Below are 18,325 nucleotides of genomic sequence, written 5' to 3' on the forward strand. Positions count from 1 at the left end.
TATGTCGTAAGGAATCGTTCCTTCTGTGCTTAATAATAAAGCAGGTTTACTTCCGAGCCTATCGTCCGTTGTTGACATCGGATCGACCGATTTCAACTTCTTGCGCTGTAGAGATTGTAGAGGAGTTCCGCCATCTCCGCGCGGGTCGGTGTTTGGCTGAGGTGCTCGAACAGGCTCTCGATCGCAGCAGGATCGAGATGAGAAGCTGTCGATGCCCGCTTCACGACCGCGATCATTTCCACCTTCGTGATGGATGCGGTCGGATTGAATTTATTTTTCCCGCTGCCTGCGACGATACCTAATGCTCTGGCTGTAAGCACGGCATCCGAGTAATAGGCATTGCCGGGCACGTCGGAGAAACGATCACCTGACTTTTGTCCCTTCCATTCGAGAATGCGTGAGAGCAGCAAGACGAAATCCGCGCGGGATATCGTTTTATCGGGGCTAAATCGGTTATTCGTCGTCCCTTTGATAATCCCTTTGGATGCTAAAACTTCGATGGCTCGTTTGGCAGGCGATGAGCCGATGTCATCGAACGTCTTATGGACATATGCGACCGCATACGTGCTGAAATGGGTTGTCGTAAAGACGACCGATTTCGCCTCGGCATCGTAATGTCCGTTCGGCACAGCATGGATATAGCCCGCTCCATCCAAATACCACACGACGATATGCTCGGGATTCCGTAACTCCTCCTCTGTCGGCATATAAGGGATACTCAGCTGGACCGGAGCTTGTGGATTGTTCCATGAAATGACCTTATCTCCGTCTAGGGCGGTCAGCTCGATTACGGGATGATTGCCAATTAGCTGTTTCGTCTCTGCCGGCCAAGTATCGGTCTCACCGCGGCCAATCTGAATCGAAATCTCGCTTGAAACGATAGACTGACCCTTTAACATACCGCTTGGCAGCAACACCGTAGCGTGCGGTGTTTTCACCGTAATGGATAGCGGCGACCCGCCAGACAAAGCATCGGCAGGCAGCTTGATTTCGTAGGTTGATGCAGCCTCTTGGGATGCAGGCGCTTCGATTACGATTTTATGGATACCGCTGGTTGCCGCGCTGTCTTGGGCTTGCTTCCATACCTCTTTGCTCACGGTTAACGCGGTGGTCGTTGCATTCGTGGATACAGCGGGTGCAACGACCACCGTATCGCCTACTACCTTCGTTGCCGGGATCGACGCAGGCGCAGATGGGCCGGTTGTTGGCGGTGGAACAGCTGCATCCGGCTCAAACACCCTTACGTAATCGACGTACATGTCGATTTGGTTGCCGTATTTCGCCAGATCAATCGGCCAGCCTCCACCGAGCGCCAGATTGAGCATGAAATACATCGGTGTATTCGCTTGCTCGAAAGATGCATGCCTCCAAACCTCAACGTTATCGATGTAATAGATAACCTCTGTCGGAGTGATTCTCGTGCCGTACGTATGCCAGGTTGATGCGTTGTCCCCATAGGCAAAGTTGGTCGAAGAACAGTTCGTTTGATGCGTTTCCGGGCTGCCTGACCACCAGTGCTTGGCTTGGCATGCACCGCTAGGATCATGGCCGTAAGCTTCCACCGTATCGATCTCCGCTGTCGATGCCAGATGATTCGGACCTGTACTGTTTTGCGACATTAACCAGAATGCCGGCCATGCTCCTTTGCCCGCAGGCATTTGAATTCTCGCCTCGAAGTAGCCGTTCGTCGCGGCAATGCCTGTTCCGTCTAAACCGACGGACGAGAGCAAGCCGCCGATATATTTGCGGTTCCATCCTTGCGGATCGGCGTAACCGTCCGGTGCCTTCGTTACTCGGATGCGCAGATGATCGTCCCCGAGAATGGCGAACGGGTTAACCGCGTCCGTTGGATCCGCGAAGATCGCCTCGCCGAATTCCGAGCCGTTCGGCCAATCCGGTTTAAGCGAAGCGTACCGCGTGCCTTCGCCCGTCTTGGATATCGACAGCGGACCTGTAAAATCGTCCTCGAACAGCACATGCATCCCTTCCGTTTGCGGTGGCGCGGGAGGAAGTCCTTTCTTCCACACGACTCCGCCATCGTTATACAGCTGCAAATAGCTCGTCGTTGATTTCGTGAAGTTTGGATCTCCTTCCGGAGAGTTCCAAGCATTCAGCATGACGTTGAGCGGGCCGTGCGGCAAGGTAGCAGCATCGATTTGGATCGAACCATTCCCCTCCGCATCCGGCGCAACGTGCTGGATCCAGGCGTCATAGCCGTTCGGATCCGGATGCGCTTCATCCGGCTGATGCCATACTCTCGCCCATACATTCTTCATCTCCGGTGCTTTGAAGTCGATGGTCACGTTGCCCGACACGGTCGATCCGATCGCGGGGGAAATGATTTCGATCGCAGGCTCAACTTCCACAACCGGAGGTGCCGCCGGCACCGGTTCTTTATTCGTGTCGACATACGAGATTTCGGTCGCCCCTGATTTGGAATCGCCTTGGTGCGTGAACACGACGCGATACTTGCTCGCGATAACCGTGTTGAACGCAACGAGATTCAAGCCAGCCACCGGCTCGGCAGGTGTGCGTACTTGCCCGGGAAGGCTTACCCAGTCGCTGCCGCTCAAATACTGAACATCGTACGAAGCCGGCGTTTTCACTCCGCCGCCATCGTCATAGAGGTAGATCCCGGCCATATTTTTGGAAAGCGCGCTTTCGTACTCCGTCTGCACCCAATCCGTACTATTCGGAGAACCATAGGCGGTCCAGCGGTTACGCGGAAAATCGTTCAACGAGATGATGCCGTCATTGACGAAGCCGGCGTCATCGCCGTTGTTTGAGTAAGAAGCCGTCGCCTCGCCCGCGGAAGGCTCTGTCGGCAGCGACTGTATAGCGGAATCCACATACTGGATTTCGGTAACGCCGGTCTTTGCCGTGCTGTGTGTAAAGACAATTCGGAACTTCTGCGCTTCCACCGACGTGAACGTAACCAGGTTAAGCGCATTGCCTGCAGGCTCTGCCGGCGTTTTCACTTGATTCGCAGCACTCACCCATTCGTTGCTTTCATTCAAATATTGCACGTCGTACGAAGCAGGCGGCTTGATACCTCCGCCATCGGCGAAGAGATAGATACCGACCGCGTCCTTGCGCTTGGGCGAGCCAAAGTTCGTCTGCACCCAATCGGATTCGTTCGGAGATTCGTACGATGTCCAGCGATTCGCGGGAGCCGCTTCGTACGATACGATACCGTCGTTAACGTGGCTTACCTGATCCAGACGGAACGTATAAGAAGCCGAAGCATTGCCAAGCGGCGATACTTCCGCACCGGGGATTGGCTCGGTATTCGAATCGGCGAAGACGATTTCCGTCACGCCGCTCTTCGAGCCGGAATGCGTGAAGAGCACGCGGAATTTCGTGGCGGCCACGGAATCGAAGGTAACGAGATTCAGCTCATTGCCGGTAGGCTGAGCCGGCGATTTCGTTTGGTTCGGGACGTTCGCCCAGTCTGTTCCGCTCCAGTATTGAACGTCGTACGAACTGGGAGCCTTGATCCCCCCGCCATCGTCGAAAATATAAATGCCCGCCGTGTTTTTCGAATTGGTACTTGCGTATTCGAACTGTACCCAATCCTGCGGGTTGGTGGATTCATAAGAAGTCCAGCGACTCTTCGGATCATCGTCATAGGAGACAATGCCATCGTTGGCATCATCCAGACGGTCGCCGTGGTACGTGTAAGATGCCGTCAACGTAGCCGAGGCATCCCCAGCGGCGGCTGCCGGCAAGATGGGAAAGCAGCTTACGATCAAACCTAAGGTTACAACCATAGAGAACCATTTGAGCACGGATTGCCGTTTCATTGCGTTTAGACCACTCCATTCTCCTCAGAAGGTGATCGGCATTCAGGGCCCTGAACGCCGATAGCTTTATCTTACGGGAGGGCTCGGCTCGCGAATATCGTCCGTTGCCGACATCGAATCTACAATTCTTTACTATTTCGGGCGAACGAGCAAAAGGCTCCTGCCAGTAAAGGAAGGAGCCTTGCTTAATTAACGATATGAACGATTATTCCGATCCACCGCACTCCCGCTCCCGTAGGTTGGTAGCACACCGTTCATCATTGTGGACGTTGACATAATAGACTCGGCAAGCGGAATACGAGGTGAGGAATACTCTAACGAACCGTACGGCACTTATTTGGCCCAAAATAGCTCCAAAAAAATGCTAACGAACCGTGGGGGCTCTATTTGACTGTTTATGAGTATTTGGGAGCCGTTTTGCACCAAATAACACCTCTACGGTTCGTTAGAATTTCGAAGTCCAGAAATTGAGCCCAATAACGCCTCTATGGTTCGTTAGCTTTTCGCGGCACTATTAATTCGCCAGACCTCCGGAGACCCACGAGCACTTGCCCGGACTCTCCACATCCACCATGAAAAAATCCCCTTCGGTCAACAGTGTCGAATTCATCCTAGCATGAACTCTTTTTTCACTGTCTACCGTAAGGGGATAATATCAGCAGCATGAGCCGCTGCTTCGTTTATAGATTTGAACCGTACGCGCCTTCCCCGCTCAGTATCTAGCCGGAGTAATCGATTTCTTTTTATTTTTTAAATATCTCCCGAACCAACTCATCTTCTTATTTCGTTCAAGGATAAACTTAGCACCATCAATTAATAGTCTCGATCGCAACTCGTCACGACGATTCAATGTATGTAGCCTCTTTAGAAACTGCTCGTCCACCGGCCCATCCCCCCATTGTTGTTCATAGAGAAAGTAGGAACTAATGCGTATCTACATTCTATGCGGTCCGGTGAAAAAAGAGTGTCATACTGTCTGCGAGAATACGATGATTTTTGTCGAAATCGATTAAGATTTGATTTACTCTACGAATCTCAGAAAAAAAAGCTCAAGCATTTTATGCTTAAGCACATCGCCCACGAGCCATGCACTTACCATTTGATTTGCTTGATGAGATGAATGATCTCCTCTTGTTCCTCGTGACTGATCTGCCAAGTCCGGATTTCTTGGACGATTTGATCCATATTGGCGAAACCTTTCGCAATGCCGTTTAATCGGGCAGCCAAAGTTGCATTTGTCAGGTCATCCTCGGTCTTGAAGAGCGGTCTCAGCTTGTCCAAAGCATCCGGATACCGTTTCAAATAATACTTCTGATGCCGATCCTCAGCAGGATAGAAAACAGTATAGGGCGAAACCTCGGTGTCCGGTACTCCGCTTCCTTGTTCCCCTCTGTTCTTCATAACCTCTTGTATGACATTTAGCTGCGCCTTGTCACGATACAATACCAAGGAATTGTACAAACGGTCTCTGTAATTATTGATATTGGTCGGTTTATGGCTGCTCCAGAACAAATTTAAGATCGTCTCCAGCTTCACTATAGCTGGATCGAACTCGATTTCGACCATCTCGGTATGGTCTCCCGAATGCCGGCTCCGTGGCGGATTATCGGTCGTTCCTCCGGCATAGCCTACGCGCGTTCGCATGATGCCCGCCAGTTGTCCGAACAAAGCGTCAGGGCTCCAGAAGCAACCCATACCAAGTGTAATGGTTTGCGTATTGGTCTTGTTCATCACGTTACTCCGCTCCGCGCGGACTAACGGTTGACCCGCGCACGATCAATCGGGTTGGAAGCAGCAGCTCCGTATAAGGGGCGTCCGGAAAATGAATGCGCTCTATCAGCCTTTCCACTGCTTTGACTGCGTATAGCTTCAGGTCAACCTCTACCGTCGTTGATGGCGGCGTGGAGATACGGGAAAGGTAGCCGTTATCGAAACTAACAATAGATACGTCTTCCGGGACCGACAGTCCTTGCTGCTGTACAGCAGCGTTCAAGAAGAAGCCGAGACCGTCATTCACGCAAAACCAAGCGGTCGGCATCTCGCTCAGTCCGTTTATATAGGAACAAATGAACGAGCCGTCTTCAATCGCCGAGGTATGAACCCATTCCTCCCTTATAGGAAGGCCGAATTCATACATCGCCATTCTATAGCCGTCTAATCGCTCGTAGTAGCTTGGCGAGAAAGCAATATCGCCTGCAAAACCGATGTTGGAGTGACCTAACCCAATTAAATGGCTGACCGCTTCATAAGCACCGAAACGATTGTTAGTCAGAATACTGTCTGCTTTGATTTGCGGGTGGTGATGGTCGATCAGAACGGCGGGTATGCCCGTATCCAGAAGGGCATTAATATAATCTGTTGTGATATGGGACAAGATAATCATGCCGTCCACCGAACGGTTCTGCACGATTGCCGGCATAAGGAGTTCCTTGACAGAATCGGGGCCGATCGATTGAATAAGCAGCTCGTAGCCCTGCTGTTTCACTTCTTTCTCAACGCTCAAATAGATTTGGCCAAAAAAGCTGTGCATGCTAAAGGCGAAATCAGAGGCAATCAGCGCGAGCTTGCCGCTTATAGGGAGACTGCTCTCCTCCTTCTTGCCCTTGCTATATACATAACCCATACGCTGGGCCGTCTCGATAATCAGCTTGCGCGTGTCTTCACTGACGCCATCTTTTCCAGTCAGCGCTTGCGAGACGGAGTTTTTGGACAATTTAAGCTCGTCGGCAATATTCTGCATCGTTACTTTCAATTTCATGACCCAAACATCCTTTCGACGCAGCATAGCAAATTCATAGACTTTTTTACCGCGAATCACTTTCTTCTATTGTAACGTTACAAAATAAAATTGTAAACATTCTGTCCAATGACACACCATTTGGAAATCGAATTAATCACTTGACTTTGCGTTACAAATAATCAATAATTGATGACACAAGCGCTTACAAAAATATTGTAACGTTACTTTAGTCATGACAAACCTCATTACTTATTTTCGTTTGACACATCAAAGGAGGAATTTCACGTAATGAAAAAGCTCGCTTCTACACTTCTCATCACCGCAATAGCCGGTTCGGTGCTCGCAGGCTGCGGCAAAACCACCGATAACCAAAATCAAGGCGGGACATCGGAGAATGGCGTCACAACAATCGAGTTTTGGGCTGCTCCCAACCCGACTCAGCAAGCTTACTGGACCGATTTAGCCAAAGCTTACGAGAAAGTCAATGACAAAGTTAAAATCAACGTCAGCGCCATTAAAGAATCACCAACCTCTGAAGCAAGCATTCAATCGGCTATTGCCGGCAAGAGCGCGCCGACGATATCGGAGAACATCAACCGCGGATTCGCAGCTCAGCTGGCTAATAGCAAAGCGCTAATTCCGCTTGAAACGCTGCCGGGCTTCGAGGATCTCATAAAAGGCCGTAACATGACAAACACGATCGGGCCTTGGAAATTTTCTGATGGCCACCAATATGTACTGCCGATCTACTCCAACCCTATGTTGTTCGGCTGGCGCATTGACATTCTAAAGCAAGCCGGCGTTAACGAGATCCCGAAAACCTACAGCGAAATGCTGGACGCGGCCAAGAAGCTGAAAGCGAAATTCCCGGATAAATACGTATGGGCTAAACCTGATTTGGCTGATCCAACGGCTTGGAAACGCTGGTTCGACTTCTTCATGCTGTACAATGCGGCATCCGGCGGTAACCATTTCGTCGAAGGCAGCAAATTTGTCGGCGACGACAAAGCAGGCACGGAAGTATTGACGTTCGTGGACAACCTGCGCAAGGAAAAAGGCATTCTGTCGCAAACCGTTACAGATCCTTTCGAAACCGGCGTTGGCGTCTTTACCGATATCGGTCCTTGGACGTTCAACATGTGGAAAGAGAAGTTCCCTAAGCTTAAAATAAACGAAACGTTCGCGCTGAGCATGCCTATCGTGCCAGATGGTACTGACCCGGCTACAAGCAAGACGTTCGCGGATACGAAAGGTCTCGTCATCTTCGCGCAAGCTTCGAAAGCGGAGCAGACTGCCGCGGTTGACTTCATCAAGTGGGTTTACTCCGATCCGAAGAACGACGTGAAATGGCTCGAGCAAACAAAACTGCCGCCTGCACGTGACGATCTGACGACCAATGAATCGTTCAAAACCGTGCTCGATGCGAATCCGGAATTGAAGCCATACGCGGAAAATGTGCCGAATGCCGTGCCGCCGATGGACAATGCAAAATATAACGACCTACAAACGCTTATCGGTCAAGAAGCCTTCAACAAGGTGGTACGCGGCGAAATCGCGCCGGCCGAAGGCTGGGCTAATATGAAGAAAGCCATTGAAGCCGCTCTTCAATAGAGGGAGTTGTCCTAATGGATCAAAAAAACAATCGGTTGGGCTGGTTATTTACCAGCCCCTACCTCATTTATTCGTTGATATTTTTCTTTGGCCCGCTGATCTGGTCGTTTTACCTGTCCTTTACGGACTGGGACTTGATCGCGCCGGATTACAATTTTCTTGGGTTTAAGAATTTTACGGATGCGCTGAAATCGCCCGGCGTGCACGCCGCGTTCTGGGTGACTTACAAATTCATGATGATTTTTGTCCCGCTCGTGACAGTACTGGCCCTGTGCGTTGCGGTCGTTGTGCACAACCTGCCACGATTTAAGAGCCTGTTTCTAATCGGTTTCTTCCTGCCCTACTTGTCTTCCGGGGTTGTATCGTCTCTGATTGTGAAAGGGTTCCTGTCCTATTCGAGTCCGCTCAATACGGTTCTTCGCAAGGCAGGCATTCACATCGACTGGCTCGGCACTCCGATGTCAGCGTTGTTCGTCGTCGGCTTGATCTTGGCGTGGAAATTCACGGGATATTACGCTTTGATTCTGACTTCAGGACTGAATAGCATCGACGCTGAGATCTACGAAGCCGCCGCGATCGATGGCATCACGGAACGACAGCGATTTTGGCGCGTTACGCTGCCGCTGCTCTACCCGGCATTCTATACGACGCTTATTTTAGCGTTCGGCGTCACGTTCGGTATTTTCACGGAAGTGTATCAATTAACCGGCGGCGGACCGAATTTTGCTACGAACACGTGGCAGATGGAGATTTTCAACCAAGCGTTCAAAAACTTGAAAGCCGGCTACGCATCCGCCGTGGCGCTGCTCGCATCGATCGCAACCTTCATCTCGATCTTCATCATCCGTAAACTGCTGGAACTGTGGGGGAAACGCTATGGTTGGGACTAACCGAAACAGTAAAAGCAAGCTGACCGTCCGCTATGGGCTGGCTGTCATACTTCTGTTCATTATGGTCTACCCGTATTTATACATGGTACTAAATTCGTTCGCGGATTGGAGCCAGGTCGACCAGAAATTCATACCGAGTTCGTATTCGACGAAATCGTACAATTGGCTGTTTTCCGGCGGCGAAACAGGCATTACACGCCCTTGGGTAAGCTCGTTCTTCAACAGCGTGCTCGTATCGATCGCTTCTACTGCCCTGATGATGATGTCGGGCATCATGGTTGCTTACGCGCTTTCCAAGCTGAATTTCCGCGGGCGGGACACGATTAACAACTTCGTCTTGTTCCATATGTTTTTCCCGGCGATCATTCTGCTCATTCCGACGTTTCTGATTGTTCAGAAGGTCGGCTTGTACGACACTTACTGGGGGATGATTCTCCCTAAGGCGGTTAGCCTGTGGGCCATCTTCATGTACACGAACTTCTTCAAGGCCATTCCGTCGGTGTTTATCGAAGCGGCTAAACTGGACGGCGCCAATGATTTCAAAATTATGTACCGCATTATGCTTCCGATGTCCAAATCGATCACGACTGTCATTTTCCTGTTCCTGATCATGGAACGCTGGACGGAACTGCTGTGGGATATGATCATCGTGCGCAGCGACAATATGCTAACGTTGAACGTATTGCTGTCGCAAATGTTCGGCCCGTACGGCACCTATCCTGGGCCGCTATACGCCGCGTCAGTGCTGCTGACCTTGCCAATCATCATCCTGTTTATCTTCTTCGGCAAGAAATTCCAAGAAGGCATGCAATTTAACTTGAAATAGATTTTTTTGGGTGAGAGGAGTCGAACAACTTGGGTTTGAACAAAACGGCTATTAAAACATGCGAAGAGCTTCTGCGGGCATTCCAGTCCTCGAGCGCGGTGCTGCGCGATGCGCAGAAGATTGCCTTTACCGGCGCTGACGTTGACAACAAGGATGTTTACAACATTACCGCTCCATTCACGGACGAAGGCGAACTAGTCATTGCGGGTCGCGTAGAATCGCGTGACAGCGAGCATTCGGATGTCCTGTTCTTCACGGAGCAGAACGGAAGCTGGACACCGCGCGCCGGTGCGCCGACATTCCGCTTGCAAGATCCTTTCTTCACGCGAATCGCCGGAGAGCTCGTGCTCGGCGGCGTGGAAATCTTCCCTGATTCAATGAAGCCGGATGCGCTGAAATGGCGAACCGTTTTCTACCGCGGCGAGAAGATCGCTTCGCTGCAGCCGTTCTTCAAAGGGCCTGACGGCATGAAGGATATCCGCCTCGTCGAGCTTGCGGACGGTTCAATCGGCGTATTCACACGTCCGCAAGGCAACGACAAAGGGGGCCGTGGAAAAATCGGCTACGTCCGAGTAGCCTCGCTGGATGAGCTTACCGTTGATCGGATCAACGAAGCACCGCTGCTTGACGGACAGTTCACCGATGAAGAGTGGGGCGGCGCCAATGAAGCTCACCTGCTTCAGAACGGGCTTGTTGGCGTACTCGGCCACATCGCCTCCTTCGATGAACAAGGGGATCGTCACTATTACCCGATGGCGTTCGTCTTCGATCCAGCGAACGGGACTTTCTCGGATATCGAGTTGATCGCCGTTCGCGCCGCCTTTCTTCCAGGGCCGTCGAAGCGCCCGGATCTGCAGGACGTTGTCTTCAGCGGCGGCCTTGTACGCCAGGGAGATGGAACGGCAGTCCTGTACGCCGGTATAAGCGATGCAGAAGCGCAGCGGATCACCATCGCGGATCCGTTTGTACGGTTTGAACACGAATTTGCTTGATAAGGGAGTTATCGATTGTAAATGAACATCTATCGCTATGAAGAAAATCCATTGCTTACGCCGCTCGACGTGAAACCGCACCGTGACAATTTCGAGGTCATCGGCGCGTTCAACGCCGGCATCGCGTCCTACAATAATGAAATCATTATGCTGCTGCGCGTGGCGGAACGGCCAATCAGCCCCAATCCGGACACCGTACTGGCACCGGTTTATAATACGGCAACGAAAGATCTGGACCTGATCGAGCTACGCCTGGATGACGAGCGCTATGATTTCTCCGACCCGCGCGTTATCCGAAACAAGTCGCACAGCGCTACGTTCGAGTATTTAACTTCGATCTCTTACCTGCGGATCGCGCGCAGCAAGGATGGCCACAACTTCACGGTCGACGAGAAGCCATTCCATTATCCGTCAAACTCGCTCGAAACGTTCGGGATCGAGGATCCGCGGATTACGCAAATCGGCGATACTTATTACATTTACTACTCAGCGGTAAGCCCGGTCGGCGTCGGCGAGTCGATGGTATCGACAACCGACTTTGTGAACGTCACTTACCACGGCATGATTTTCGGGCCGGATAATAAGGATGTGCTCATTTTCCCCGAGAAGGTGAACGGCAAATATTACGCGCTTCACCGTCCGACAACCAAGAGCACCGGTAATCCGGAAATGTGGATCGCCGAGTCGGACAACCTGCTGTACTGGGGCAATCACAAGCATCTGATCGGTCTTCGCCAAGGCATGTGGGACAGCGGCCGCATTGGCGGCGGCTGCGTACCGTTTAGAACCGAACGCGGCTGGCTGGAGCTGTACCATGGTGCGACGCTCGAGCATCGCTACTGCATGGGGGCCGTGCTTCTTGATTTGAACGACCCGTCGAAAGTAATTGCCCGCTCGGGCAAACCGATCCTGGAGCCGGAAGCCGACTATGAACGAAATGGCTTCTTCGGAGACGTCGTCTTCTCCTGCGGAGCTCTTGTGGAAGGCGATGTCGTCAAAATGTATTATGGCGTCGCGGACACGTCCATGGCGGCTTGCGAGCTGAGCCTGCAGGAAATTTTGGACAGCTTGGTACCGGTCGAGTAACGCACGCTGCTATAAACAAAGAAGAACCTCCGGGACGGCGTCCCGGAGGTTCTTCTTTGTTTATAAGATGAGTATTACGGTCTACCTAGCAGCTTCCTCCGCCAAGATAGTCTGAAACAACTTGAGGGCTTCCGCCTTGGTTTCTTCTCCTAAATCATCCTCGATCCACACGTTTCGGGCACAGGCAATCAGATCCTGAAGGACCCTTTCCAAACGGTAATAGTCGAGCACTTCCTCATCGACCTCTACGGCCCCGTACCCCTGGAAAAATGCTTGGGCATGAGGATGACTCACAAAAATGAAATCACGTTCTTTGGGAGCGAACATCACCTCGTCCCAATCGATAACAAACACTTGTCCCGCCTGATCTCGAATCACATTGGCCGGATGCAGGTCCGCGTGGCAGACGACATACGGGATTTTTCGTGATTGAAGCGCTCCGGCCAGTTGTTCCAATGAGGCCAACTTCGTGTGTATCGTCGACCTGTAACCTACCCAAGAAGCATGAAGTGTACGATCCAAAGGACTTCCGACTTCAAAGCGTGCCAGTTGATCTTCAAAGACTCGTATCCATCGAACATATTCCGCGGGATCAAAGGCCTCCTGTCGAAGTGACCTCAATCCTTCAGGCGGCAGTATGATCTGGTGAATCCTTTGTAAGATGCTCCCCAGCTCATTCCACTGCTCTGATGTCATCCCTTCGAATCTTGAATCCCCTTTGATAAAGGGATAGACAACGACCGTCCAATCCTCTAGATCGGTCCACAGGTTACCGCTCTTAGTAGAAATAGGAGCTACGACACCTGTAATCCCACGTTCGTTGAGATATCGAGGAACCAGATATTGCGGTTCGTATAAAGGCCTAGATGTGACTTTAAGCAGATAGGCAGTTCCCTGCTCGCTAACCACATGATACACCGCGGAACTGTAATCAAGACCCAGCGGAAGAAACTCTATTGCCGCAGGAGTGCAATCATATTGCTCCAGTAAACAGAACAGAAGGAGTTCCTCTGAAATCCCAAGTGAATTACGCATCGTTCTATTTATCACTCTTCCTTCATCGCAAGAATCTCAAATTGGCTAGGCGCTCTTCCAAAATCACACGCAATTCATTAGGAATCCGTACAAACTCGACCCCTTTCCCCAAAAACAAAAGCCAATCCGCATAATACACCAGCGCCTCATCATCGGTCACATCCAACTGAACATTGAAAATCCCGCTCGACTGAAACATCCCGGTAAGGGATAAAATGATCCCCGGCGGGTGCATCCGCTTAAAGCGCTGAATCCCAGTCATATCGAGCTTCACAACAAGATTGGCCTCACGTGCCCGAAGCAGCTTTTTGTTTAAAATTTCTTGCTCCGACCACTTCATTTCCCGCTCCGAAATGGCCGAATCCCGAAGCATTTCAACAGGCAAATAGCGAAACTCCTCCGTATCCAGATCATAGACCTCGACCAGCCACCGGGCGTTCGAGTTGAAAATATGCAGCAAAAAAACGTCCAGCAACTGCGGCCAGCCCGGGCTCAGCTCATAAGTCACGCGCAAATGCTTATCCCGCACGGCAAGCGAGATCAGCTGGTTCAGCTCCGCAGGCGCCGCATCGTCGAGCTCCAAAAGGCTTGGGTTGGCAGGGTTCGTATTTTCAAAAAGCAAAATGTTATTTAGCTCAATCAGCTCGTCCTGTTGGGTTTGCGACGCGATGCCGATGAGTTTTTCAGTGATGGAGCGGCGGTTTTGCAGATAAGGCAGCTGCGAATTTTTCGAGGCGATAAAGCTGATAAAAATCGCTTTCAGTTCCTCCGTCGTGAAGCGAGCGGCAGGCAGATACTGATTCTGCAGAACATTGTACCCGCCACCGCGCCCAAGCTCGGTCGTCATCGGAAATCCCATCGCCTGAATCTCGTTAATGTCGCGGATCGCCGTCGCGCGGGAAATCTTGAACTCCCGCTGAATCTCGGCAATCGTAAAATGCGCGCGGTTATTGATGTAGCGCATGATCAGGTTCACTCGTTCTGTTTTTTTCATGATTTTATTGTATCAAAAATGTAGCAAAATAAAGAGTATCATTTTTTGATACATTCAGCCAATAGAATCAGTCTTGTAATTAATAATCCCACAGAGGAGAGAATAATATGTCTAACTACTCCATCAGAACAATATCAGAAAACTACAAAATGACCGCTTTCGGTGTTACGCTTGAAGACTACAACGACTGGGCTGGTAATGCAGCAAAAACCGCAGCGAAAAAAGCTGAAATCACGGAAAACGGCCAGCTTGCCGAGCTTCTCGCGCTCGCTGACGGGCAAGAATATCAAATCAACTACGCCATCGACCGCAAGGCTTGGCGCGGATTCGGCGTGATGGGCGAGTTCGATGTGGAAGGCGCGGTCGTCCTCGATTTCCTCGCTGGCGACTACCTCGTCGTGCCTGGCACAGGCGCTGACAAAGACCGACTTGCTGACGAAATCACGGGTAAGGTTTTCGGCGGCTTGCTGGAAGAAATCACAGCATACAAATACGTTGGTCCCGGTAACTCAACGTTCGTCAAAGCAGATGGAAACAGTGAATTTTACGGCGAAATGTGGCTTCGTGTAAAAAAAGTCGAAGGCTAATCTCTGGAAAAAGGAGCACGCACATGGCAGAGTACACACTTGAACACAAAAAATCATTCACATTGACCGCTTATGGTTTTTCGATCCAATCGAATTTTCAAGACATGCCGGCCATGCAACAGGAAAAAGCCGAGTTTTGGGGCAAACTCAAGGCCGACGGGCGTTTTAATAAGCTCAAGGACGCAGCAAAAAACGACCGCGAATGGTCAGTCAATGAGGTTTATCAAGGCAAGCCGTGGAACTACTTCGCGGTAGAAGCCGGCAAATCAGTGGCTGACGCAACGCGCATCATCGAGTTTCCGGAGAGCGAGTATATCGTCCTCGCAGGAATTGGCGACAAGGAGACTTTGTTTGATCAGCTGACTTACCGTGCTTTTGGCGAAGTCTTGGCCCAAATCACGGATTATGCTTACATCGGCGGTCCAAATGCGACTTATCGCAAAGATAACGGCGACGGCACCTTCTACGGCGAATTTTGGGTGCCTGTGGTTAAGAAATAAAGGCCCGGGAATAAAAAAAATGGAACCAAAGCAAATGCTTTGGTTCCATTTTTATATAACAGACAAATTGCCATTGCTAATAAAATGATGATGATGATTCAACTTATTAATATGTTATCCTGTCCGTACAGCTGGGGTTTAATGAGATCTTTACCAATAACATTAGCCGACACAGGCTTTTTGCCAACTTCTCTCGCCCAGACCGACAGTTGGCCAATATGGTGGATTTCATGCGCGATTATGTGACGCATCACTTCACCCCACGCATCGACGGCCATTTTCCCGTCCGGTTGAGGAGCATAAAATGGGCGAGTTTCCATACCTACGTCCCAGGAGTGTACAAACGGTTGCACTTCATGCCGGAACGCAGCATCCAGGTTACGAACTTTCTCCAAACTACTGTAACTTTCAAAACTTTCTTGAAAATCTGATTTCCCCTGCAGGGAACGAATCCAACTCCACTCCACATCGATTATGTGAAAAAGAGTATGCAAAATACCTCCGACTCCACCTGTACGAATACGAAGCAGTTCCTCCTCCGGTACCTCCTCACACCACCGGTACCATTCTTCCCTGACCAACCAATTGTAACGGAACATAATTTGCATGATATTCCTCCGCTTCTTTCTCCCTTTAATTTAAGCTTACTAAGCTGTCGAACAAAGAACCTAATGTCGAATCGTCCTTCTCGTTAACTATATACTACCACTTATAGGAACTATTCTGCCTGTTAGCATAATAGGCTGCCGGTTCGCGCCACTTCTTTTCGCCCGTATCCTAGTGGATGCGGCGGCTTTTTATTTTCCCTTTATCCCATGCGGATTTCATAATTTACCACAATTGGCGCATTCTAACTAGTGGAGGTGGAAAAAAGTGACGAAGATCAATGCAGCACAAACTTATATTTTAATTTCTTTCGCTGTCGCTTCTTTTTTGCAAACCACGTCCGTGAACTCCGTTTTGGCCGCTGGTGGGCGGGACGCATGGATAGCTGTCGCATTATCGATCGTACCCTTTATCGCCTTCGCATGCATCGTATATGCTGCGTATGACGCGAATACATCGCTATTGGCTGAATCGAAACGCCAAGTCGGAGGCTTTGTTACGGCTATTTTCAAAGCGTTGTCCTTACTTTACTTAGCAACCAACGCGTACATTGAATGCCGTGACATTGTATCGTGGGCCAAGATTGTACTGCTTCCTTTCACACCTAAAATCATCGTCATCGTGGCTTTAGTCGGACTTGCCATGTATTTGGGCGTTAAAGGAATTGAGCCCATCGGCATCGTTGCAACTGTCGTATTTTTCCCGGCGCTCTGCGCTGTTTTTTTTCAAGATCTATTAGCTATGAAGTATGTTCACTACAGCTTTCTTCGGCCGGTTGGTACAACTCCCATCCCTTCATTGCTGGAATCTATGTGGGATACGTGGCGTGGAGAGGGCAATATTGCGTTTCTGCTATTTTTGTCCCATCATACGGACGGCACTGTCAAAAAACGGAAGCTAATATGGGCTTGCCTAACGCTGGGCATACTCGCCATCATCGTAACGGCAGTGCTGCTAGCTACATTTGGACCCGTGGAAGCAGCAAGACTGGCCTTCCCCATCTATAGCGAAGTTCGATTAATTCAAATTACAGAGTATATCGAGAAGATGGACTTCATTTCCGTGTATATTTGGATGACATTTACCGTAGTCAATACATCGGTCTTGTTATTTCTGATCGGTGACATCGTTAAACCGAAAGCCAAACTGCCGGTGCTTCTTATGGGGGTGCTCCTCATTATTGCCTTAGCATTACCATGGGGGGAATTAAGTTATTTAACCGTATTAAGCGAGTATTATATTCCTTATTCAGCCTGGCTTATAGTGGCCATTATTGGGTACGCTTGGGCCATTCGTTTGAGAAAGAAGGTACTCTCATGAACAAAGAGGTAGAAGCCTTAGTTCAAGAAGCGCATGATGTCAAACTGGAGCACATAGGCGAGATCTCATTATTATATTGTGAGAGTTTAGTGAATATGGATCGCCTCAAAACCATCGTTATCCCGAGTTGGAAGCAAATGATTCAAAATAACGAGTGGAAGCCGATAGAGCAAACCATAACGGAGGAAATATTCGCAGGGGCGGTCGTGATGTTCCCTGGTCAGCTTAAATATGAACTTCATGAGCCGCGAAGCCGAAGCGTAGAAGAGTCAACAAGCGAGGTCTCCATTAAAGGACCAAGGGACGGCTTTACGGAGGAAGTACAGACAAACGTGGCGCTCATCCGTAAACGGATGAAAACAACGTCGCTGAACTATGAGCAAGTGAAAATCGGAAGGCGCGGAAACTCGACTGTAGCACTGCTTTATTGTAAAGACATCACCGATGAGGCGATTCTGAAGGAACTCAGAGCACGACTTGCCAAAATAGACATTGATGTCCTATTAGGCGCAGCTCAGCTGGAGGAATATTTGAGCGATTCGCCAAACTCCATTTTCCCGCTTGTCGATTATATCGGACGACCTGATTTTGCGGTTCAAGCCCTTATGACGGGGCGCTTCGTCATCCTCATAGACGGATCTCCGATGGCCATCATCGGACCGATCAACTTTTTGGAGCTCATCAAATCGCCGGAAGATATCCATTTTCCATTTTACTATACGATTTTCCAGCGCATGCTGAGATTTGTCGGTCTCCTGGTTGCTATGTTTTTGCCGGGATTCTGGGTGAGTTTATTCGCGTATAATATCGACCAACTGCCATTTCCGCTCCTGTCTACGCTCGTTACCGCCCGAACAGGAATCCCCTATCCTGCGCCGATCGAAACGTTCATTATTCTTGCCTTGTTTGAAATGTTTCGGGAAGCGGGAATCAGGCTGCCGACGGCGGTAGGTCAAACGGTAGCGGTCGTTGGCGGACTTATTATCGGAGATGCCGCCATTCGCTCGGGATTGGCATCGCCTTCGATGTTAATGGTCACGGCGTCTGCCGTCGTCGCTACATTCACGCTCGTGAACCAATCCTTAAGCGGAACAGTCACGCTCATCCGCATATACGTACTATTGGTATCCTGCATTTTGGGGTTGTTCGGTTTTTTTATTGCATCTCTTTCCGTGATCGCGTACATGGCCACATTGAAGTCATTCGGTGTACCTTATCTGGAACCCATAAGCCAGATGAAAGTCAAACCGATTATCCTTTCCATCATCAATTTACCTTTTCATATGAAGAGGGAACGCTTCAAGGCACTCCATCCCAAAGATAAAACCAAGTAAA

At 50.1% G+C, this 18,325-nt stretch carries 15 protein-coding genes; 9 read left to right on the forward strand and 6 right to left on the reverse strand.

The genetic code is table 11. From position 1 onward, the window contains the following. Positions 1-92: 92 nt before the first annotated feature. From AC6ESO_RS20310 to AC6ESO_RS20320, 3 genes are all read right to left on the reverse strand, one after another. Positions 93-3,803, reverse strand: coding sequence for an S-layer homology domain-containing protein (locus AC6ESO_RS20310; protein WP_497092956.1), 3,711 nt, complete (start codon positions 3,801-3,803; stop codon positions 93-95). 1,092 nt (positions 3,804-4,895) lie between these two features. Further along, on the reverse strand, positions 4,896-5,534 hold the full coding sequence (locus AC6ESO_RS20315) for a peptide-methionine (S)-S-oxide reductase MsrA (RefSeq protein ID WP_497092957.1): 639 nt from the start codon (positions 5,532-5,534) through the stop codon (positions 4,896-4,898). 4 nt (positions 5,535-5,538) lie between these two features. After that, a complete protein-coding gene (locus tag AC6ESO_RS20320; protein ID WP_497092958.1) occupies positions 5,539-6,561 on the reverse strand; it encodes a LacI family DNA-binding transcriptional regulator in 1,023 nt (340 codons plus the stop codon). Positions 6,562-6,831: 270 nt separating this feature from the next. Between AC6ESO_RS20320 and AC6ESO_RS20325 the strand changes: the two genes are divergently transcribed. The 5 genes from AC6ESO_RS20325 to AC6ESO_RS20345 are packed head-to-tail and all read left to right on the forward strand — an operon-like array spanning position 6,832 to position 11,948. Beyond that, entirely contained in the window at positions 6,832-8,154 is a 1,323-nt protein-coding gene (locus AC6ESO_RS20325; protein WP_497092959.1) for an ABC transporter substrate-binding protein, read from the forward strand. A gap of 14 nt (positions 8,155-8,168) precedes the next feature. Continuing rightward, positions 8,169-9,044: a carbohydrate ABC transporter permease gene (locus tag AC6ESO_RS20330; RefSeq protein WP_497092960.1), complete on the forward strand. Its 876-nt coding sequence runs from the start codon at positions 8,169-8,171 to the stop codon at positions 9,042-9,044. After that, entirely contained in the window at positions 9,031-9,870 is an 840-nt protein-coding gene (locus tag AC6ESO_RS20335) for an ABC transporter permease subunit (RefSeq protein ID WP_494821650.1), read from the forward strand. The genes AC6ESO_RS20330 and AC6ESO_RS20335 overlap by 14 nt, the downstream gene beginning before the upstream one ends. Before the next feature lie 29 nt (positions 9,871-9,899). After that, on the forward strand, positions 9,900-10,862 hold the full coding sequence (locus tag AC6ESO_RS20340) for an MTP-1 family protein (RefSeq protein WP_497092961.1): 963 nt from the start codon (positions 9,900-9,902) through the stop codon (positions 10,860-10,862). Positions 10,863-10,883: 21 nt separating this feature from the next. Then, positions 10,884-11,948, forward strand: a complete 1,065-nt coding sequence (locus tag AC6ESO_RS20345) for a BtaManbiosPhlase (protein WP_497092962.1) — start codon at positions 10,884-10,886, stop codon at positions 11,946-11,948. 81 nt (positions 11,949-12,029) lie between these two features. On the opposite strand, the gene AC6ESO_RS20350 is transcribed toward AC6ESO_RS20345, so the two are convergent. Both AC6ESO_RS20350 and AC6ESO_RS20355 read right to left on the reverse strand, forming a co-directional pair. Next, the gene (locus tag AC6ESO_RS20350; RefSeq protein ID WP_497092963.1) at positions 12,030-12,983 is read right to left on the reverse strand and encodes a phosphotransferase enzyme family protein; all 954 of its coding nucleotides are present in this window, start codon (positions 12,981-12,983) and stop codon (positions 12,030-12,032) included. A 22-nt stretch (positions 12,984-13,005) separates the two neighbouring features. Continuing rightward, entirely contained in the window at positions 13,006-13,977 is a 972-nt protein-coding gene (locus AC6ESO_RS20355) for a helix-turn-helix transcriptional regulator (protein WP_497092964.1), read from the reverse strand. Between the two features lie 107 nt (positions 13,978-14,084). Here AC6ESO_RS20355 and AC6ESO_RS20360 point away from each other — a divergent pair, with 107 nt between their 5' ends. Together AC6ESO_RS20360 and AC6ESO_RS20365 are read left to right on the forward strand one after the other, a co-directional pair. Beyond that, positions 14,085-14,564, forward strand: a complete 480-nt coding sequence (locus tag AC6ESO_RS20360) for a hypothetical protein (protein ID WP_497092965.1) — start codon at positions 14,085-14,087, stop codon at positions 14,562-14,564. Positions 14,565-14,587: 23 nt separating this feature from the next. Further along, complete coding sequence (locus tag AC6ESO_RS20365; protein ID WP_497092966.1) at positions 14,588-15,064, forward strand: GyrI-like domain-containing protein; 477 nt, start codon at positions 14,588-14,590, stop codon at positions 15,062-15,064. 98 nt (positions 15,065-15,162) lie between these two features. Here the strand turns inward: AC6ESO_RS20365 and AC6ESO_RS20370 are convergent, their stop codons facing one another. After that, a complete protein-coding gene (locus AC6ESO_RS20370; protein ID WP_497092967.1) occupies positions 15,163-15,672 on the reverse strand; it encodes a DinB family protein in 510 nt (169 codons plus the stop codon). 265 nt (positions 15,673-15,937) lie between these two features. Here AC6ESO_RS20370 and AC6ESO_RS20375 point away from each other — a divergent pair, with 265 nt between their 5' ends. Together AC6ESO_RS20375 and AC6ESO_RS20380 are read left to right on the forward strand one after the other, a co-directional pair. Then, positions 15,938-16,990: a GerAB/ArcD/ProY family transporter gene (locus AC6ESO_RS20375; RefSeq protein ID WP_497092968.1), complete on the forward strand. Its 1,053-nt coding sequence runs from the start codon at positions 15,938-15,940 to the stop codon at positions 16,988-16,990. Further along, the gene (locus AC6ESO_RS20380) at positions 16,987-18,324 is read left to right on the forward strand and encodes a spore germination protein (protein ID WP_497092969.1); all 1,338 of its coding nucleotides are present in this window, start codon (positions 16,987-16,989) and stop codon (positions 18,322-18,324) included. Before AC6ESO_RS20375 ends, AC6ESO_RS20380 begins: the two co-directional genes overlap by 4 nt. Position 18,325: the final 1 nt, after the last annotated feature.

This window comes from Paenibacillus rhizoryzae, assembly GCF_059686995.1.

Bases quoted from the DNA above. Each gene is read 5' to 3' on its own strand.
- AC6ESO_RS20310 (WP_497092956.1), bottom strand. From the start codon at position 3,803: ATGAAACGGCAATCCGTGCTCAAATGGTTCTCTATGGTTGTAACCTTA.
- AC6ESO_RS20315 (WP_497092957.1), bottom strand. From the start codon at position 5,534: ATGAACAAGACCAATACGCAAACCATTACACTTGGTATGGGTTGCTTC.
- AC6ESO_RS20320 (WP_497092958.1), bottom strand. From the start codon at position 6,561: ATGAAATTGAAAGTAACGATGCAGAATATTGCCGACGAGCTTAAATTG.
- AC6ESO_RS20325 (WP_497092959.1), top strand. From the start codon at position 6,832: ATGAAAAAGCTCGCTTCTACACTTCTCATCACCGCAATAGCCGGTTCG.
- AC6ESO_RS20330 (WP_497092960.1), top strand. From the start codon at position 8,169: ATGGATCAAAAAAACAATCGGTTGGGCTGGTTATTTACCAGCCCCTAC.
- AC6ESO_RS20335 (WP_494821650.1), top strand. From the start codon at position 9,031: ATGGTTGGGACTAACCGAAACAGTAAAAGCAAGCTGACCGTCCGCTAT.
- AC6ESO_RS20345 (WP_497092962.1), top strand. From the start codon at position 10,884: ATGAACATCTATCGCTATGAAGAAAATCCATTGCTTACGCCGCTCGAC.
- AC6ESO_RS20350 (WP_497092963.1), bottom strand. From the start codon at position 12,983: ATGCGTAATTCACTTGGGATTTCAGAGGAACTCCTTCTGTTCTGTTTA.
- AC6ESO_RS20355 (WP_497092964.1), bottom strand. From the start codon at position 13,977: ATGAAAAAAACAGAACGAGTGAACCTGATCATGCGCTACATCAATAAC.
- AC6ESO_RS20360 (WP_497092965.1), top strand. From the start codon at position 14,085: ATGTCTAACTACTCCATCAGAACAATATCAGAAAACTACAAAATGACC.
- AC6ESO_RS20365 (WP_497092966.1), top strand. From the start codon at position 14,588: ATGGCAGAGTACACACTTGAACACAAAAAATCATTCACATTGACCGCT.
- AC6ESO_RS20370 (WP_497092967.1), bottom strand. From the start codon at position 15,672: ATGCAAATTATGTTCCGTTACAATTGGTTGGTCAGGGAAGAATGGTAC.
- AC6ESO_RS20380 (WP_497092969.1), top strand. From the start codon at position 16,987: ATGAACAAAGAGGTAGAAGCCTTAGTTCAAGAAGCGCATGATGTCAAA.